This is a genomic window from Ligilactobacillus equi DSM 15833 = JCM 10991 (genome assembly GCF_001435735.1).
Taxonomy (GTDB): Bacteria; Bacillota; Bacilli; order Lactobacillales; family Lactobacillaceae; genus Ligilactobacillus; species Ligilactobacillus equi.
This window is the reverse complement of the sequence record NZ_AZFH01000203.1, coordinates 1,099-5,671: the sequence shown is the minus strand read 5'-3', so window position 1 is coordinate 5,671 and position 4,573 is coordinate 1,099. Positions and strand designations below refer to the sequence as shown.

The following is a 4,573-nucleotide window of genomic DNA, read 5'->3' as shown; positions in this document are numbered from 1 at the left end:
CAGTATACAGAGAGATTGCCCGATAATTAATACGGGGGTGTTATAGGGTGCTTACTATAAATCTAGCAAATCTTCATCATTTTCCCCTTCGACAATTAAAAGTACTGCTTTTCTAGATGCCATCTATTTCTCACCTCTATTTACCTTACCACTAAGACGTAAGGCACGTCTAATATCCCCACTTTTGACAGGTTCAAATAATTCCTCTTTTTCACCGCCTAATTGAATCGTACCTTTTGCTTAATAAAAAACAGAAATGCCCTAGTATCACTGATTATGTCAATGATACTTAACTAGCACCACGCACAAGATAAATAAATATTGATCTTTACAAAATACTAAAAATATGATCCAATAATACTAACCTAATATTTAAAGGAGACTTGCAGCAATGATCTACAATGATTTACTATCATCAGAAACGCTAAGTTTAAGACAATATTTAAACTTAGAAAATGGAATTTACACCATTCCATTCTCACAAAGGCAATATGAGTGGTCTAGAAAAGAAGTTACTCGACTTTTTAATGACTTAATTGCTGTTTCTCAAGATCCAGATAATAATCATATTCTAAATTTTTTTACTTTCTCAAAAAACGAAGATAGAGATACATTAGAAATTTTTGACGGCCAACAGCGTACTATCACTAGCATGTTAATTATTGCAAATGTTCTCCAAAGAATTGCTATTGACGATCCATCTGCAGCTGACCAGTATCGTGATCGATATGTAGAGCAGATTGATCGTATGTCAACCTCACAGCAGCAAAAGAAACGAAAACTCCTTTTTGATTCTACGGCAGATTGTGACTTTTTTTATAAAATTACTGGCTTGAGTTTTAATTCAAACGACAATGCATCTGTATTGAATGACAAAAAATTAATAGGGAACCAAAAAAAATTAGCTGATAATTACGTTATCATTTCTGAACTTTTTGATGAATATCTTGAAATAACAAAAGAAGTTTCACTCAAAGAAATTATTAATAGTATTTTGGATCATACATATCTTATTCGACTCATTGCTGAGAGTGAGGAAATCGCACAAAGTATGTTCGAAACTCTTAATAATACAGGTCGTAACTTAGAAAAATATTATGTGTTAAAAAATGATTTCGTTAGAGTTTTGGGTGAAAATAATGTCCGAGATACTTGGAACGATATAGATAGCAACGTACAAGAAAAAAACCGTAAGAACTTTCTCATAGCTTTCACTACGTTAGTTTATGGCAAGTATCAAAAAAATCAGTTAGTTTACGACACTAAAACTAGTGGTGAAAATGTTTTGGAACACCTTTATTATAATATAGATAACAGCAAAACTGGTGACATGACGGCACTAATGGACAATATTAAATTGGCTTCAGCTTCATTTATGTGTATTTGCGATCCTTCACAATATGCGAACGCATCCGTAAACGATAAAAATGAATATTCGCAACTTATCAATCGATTATCGATGTTTAACATCAAACAACACCGTCCGCTAATTCTTGCAATGATGATGAAAAATATTGAAATCGGTAAGATTAACTTCTTGCTCCGTAAAATCCTTTCTCTCGTAGTACGTAATATATATTTTAGAGAAGATAAGGGAAATACCGTTGAAAAACCATTTTCTCAAATGGCCTTTGAATTTTATAATGAACAAAAATCATTTGATGAAATCTGTAGTCAAATTGATAAACTTAAAATTAAAGATAGTAGCTTAGTGTCTGCCATTCTTGATAAGAAAATTCCAACTAGTCAAAATCGTAAAATCGCCTTTATTTTAAGTGAAGTTTATAAACGAAAACTTAAAGGTACTGAAGTCACAATAAAAGACAATTCTAACGATTTAGAACATATTTTACCACAAAACCCAGCTCACGGAAGTCAATGGTTAAAAGACTTTCCTGACGAAGAAATGCGTAACGAACTTACGTTTAAATTAGGAAATCTTACTCTATGGGATAATGGTACTAACCGTAGTGCTAAAAATAAAGAATTTGTTGAAAAATGTAATTATTTTAATAATAGTCTTTTAGAAGAAAACAAGAAGATTGCTTGTCACAAACATTGGACAGAAGAATTAATTCTAAAACGTACTAAACAGTTAGCCAAAGAAATTTGCCAAGTATTTTAAGTACTTCTGAAATAAAAATCCCTAAAAGGAAGATAAGTGAGGCTTATTTACCATTGTCTGATAAAGCTCAAACAAAATGTAGAGCTCACTCGTCGGTAAGCGTCACATAAGATAGCCTCCTATTCAATTGATGTCACTTGGTATAATTAAGACATCAATTGATATAGGAGGCACTTTTCATGAAGTTAAGTGATGTTGTTGCGTTTGAGCTCTTAGATGATGAACCACAACGAACTAAAACTAAGCCAGATTTAGTTGCACAAATTAATGTTGAAGGTGTTTTTTTAATGGAGCGTCTCGTGATGTTCTCAACGGAATTAATAAGTACTTATGGCATAGGAGTAATCATGTTTCCAGATGTTAGTAAAAAGCAGATTGCAAGAAACAAATCGATATTTGTATAAACAAGACGAAGGAGAGTTCATATGAATTATATAACTTTAAATGAATTTATTGCAGCGTATGAATCTGATACAGTTGAAGAGATGTATACTATAAACGGCATGAATATAGAAAAGAAACATGAAATTGATGATTTTTATAAATTTTCAAAACTATTATTGAATTGTTATGATTCTGAAGAAGTTAATAGTGTTGATATTTGTGGATGGTATTTTGGAGTTGATTTAAAGATACTTCCGGATTTTGATGCTCTTTGCATCACAGACAGATGTATTTTTAATCTTGACTTGAAGCATAAATCACCAAAAAAGGAAAGTTTAATTAAGAAATTTAGAACTCAAACAAAATTTTTAAAAATTTCTCAAAGTAAGTATAAAGACCTAAAATTAATATCTTGTTCGTTTGACGCTGAAAAAAAGATTCTTTATAACTATGACGAAAGCTCTGAAAGTATTCTTCCGATGGATATGAAGAAGTTATATGATGAGCTAAACGTAGGAAATGCTCTTGGCAAGAATATTGTTTTAGAGCTAGAGTCAAGTGATTACATAATATCACCGCTACAAAATATAACAAAGTTCCTAAATGGTGATTACTGGCTAAATACTAATCAACTAAACACTGTAGAGAATGTTATGAAAAGTAAAAATTCACTGATGGGCATATACGGTAAAGCAGGAACCGGTAAAACGTTATTAGGATTGGATATTGCAAGAAGGTTAGTGAATAACGGTAAAGCTGTATTGTATCTTTTTTCAGGAAATAAAAGAGATACACATAAAGAATTAAAAGAAAAATTTACAAATTTGCAAGTTAAAGGTATTAAGGAATTAAAAAGTATAAACTTAGACGAGTATGACTTTGTTATTATTGATGAGGCACAAAAGTTATACCAGTGTAATATGAATTATTTATTAGACTGGGGAGAACGTAATACTCTAGGTAAGAAGATCCTCTTCTTGTTCGATAAGGGACAGGTACTATCGGATAAAGACAAAGGGAAAGGTCTATATAATTATTTAATGGGGTGTAAAAATAAGGGACTAGCCAGTCTTTATGAATTAGATAAAAATATTCGAACAAATGATAAGATTTTATATTTTATTCGCTATATCATGAAAGCAAATGATATTCCAAAAAATGTGTCAAAAGCAGAGATAAGGAATGCAGTAGACGTTAAGTATTTTTCTTCAGCAGTAGGTGCAATTTCTTGGATCCGTAGACTTAGTGAGAAGGACGGTTTTAACTTTTTGGTACCCGCGGGTGATAAGCTACGTAAATCTAGTAGAAGTAAGTTTGAATTTGTATCAGATTTATACAAGGAAACGCATAGTGTTATCGGTGATGAATTTGACAATGTTGTAACTTATATTGACGATAGATTTGAGCTTACAAAAGGTAGAATGCCTCACTTGGTTAAATCACCGAAATATAGCGAATATTATTATATTGACAATGAACTATATGTTAATATGACTAGAGCAAGGAAGAAACTTTCGATTGCGATTATAGATAATCCAGCGGTATATAAATATATTGTTAAGTTTCTTCAGGAATAGGTTAATAGGTAAGCACGGCGTAATGTAAGCACAACATAACAGGATGTAAAAAGAAGCGATAGAAGAAATCCACTAATTAGGACTTCACCATCGCTTCTTTATTTTCTATAATTTTTTCAAGCTACATATCGTCGTCGACCGGCAAGTGAGCTTAACATTTTGCCTGAATTTCATCAGACCATGGCAAATAAGCGTCAACGTTAGAATTTTTTCGCAATTCCAGCTGTTCGAAGATATATTTCAAGTATTTATAAGCATCCAAATTGTTTAACTTTGCGGTTTGAACCAAAGTATAATATACTGCGTTAGCTTGGGCACCCTCATAAGATTTAGAAAATAAACTATTCTTGCACCCCAACGTAGTTGGGCGGATGCATTGTTCAACTTCGTTGTTTGATAATGGCATGCCTCCTATTCTAAAAATTCCTTCAAGTCTACTTCTTTGATTAAAAGAATACTTAATCGCATTCTTCAATCGACCATTTGA

4 protein-coding genes are annotated in these 4,573 nt (G+C 31.9%); 3 read left to right on the top strand and 1 reads right to left on the bottom strand.

Annotated features, from left to right (window positions below):
- Window positions 1-391 precede the first annotated feature (391 nt).
- The 3 genes from FC36_RS11165 (at window position 392) to FC36_RS11155 (ending at window position 4,086) form a co-directional block, all read left to right on the top strand.
- Window positions 392-2,125: a DUF262 domain-containing HNH endonuclease family protein gene (locus tag FC36_RS11165; protein WP_025021515.1), complete on the top strand. Its 1,734-nt coding sequence runs from the start codon at window positions 392-394 to the stop codon at window positions 2,123-2,125.
- Window positions 2,126-2,304: 179 nt separating this feature from the next.
- Entirely contained in the window at window positions 2,305-2,529 is a 225-nt protein-coding gene (locus FC36_RS11160; protein WP_025021516.1) for a hypothetical protein, read from the top strand.
- Window positions 2,530-2,550: 21 nt separating this feature from the next.
- Complete coding sequence (locus FC36_RS11155) at window positions 2,551-4,086, top strand: DNA/RNA helicase domain-containing protein (protein ID WP_025021517.1); 1,536 nt, start codon at window positions 2,551-2,553, stop codon at window positions 4,084-4,086.
- Window positions 4,087-4,237: 151 nt separating this feature from the next.
- On the opposite strand, the gene FC36_RS11150 is transcribed toward FC36_RS11155, so the two are convergent.
- A partial coding sequence (locus FC36_RS11150) for an IS66 family transposase (RefSeq protein ID WP_162257673.1) occupies window positions 4,238-4,573 on the bottom strand: 336 nt, incomplete at its 5' end.

Coding starts and splice junctions, on each gene's coding strand:
- FC36_RS11165 (WP_025021515.1), top strand. CDS start 392: ATGATCTACAATGATTTACTATCATCAGAAACGCTAAGTTTAAGACAA.
- FC36_RS11160 (WP_025021516.1), top strand. CDS start 2,305: ATGAAGTTAAGTGATGTTGTTGCGTTTGAGCTCTTAGATGATGAACCA.
- FC36_RS11155 (WP_025021517.1), top strand. CDS start 2,551: ATGAATTATATAACTTTAAATGAATTTATTGCAGCGTATGAATCTGAT.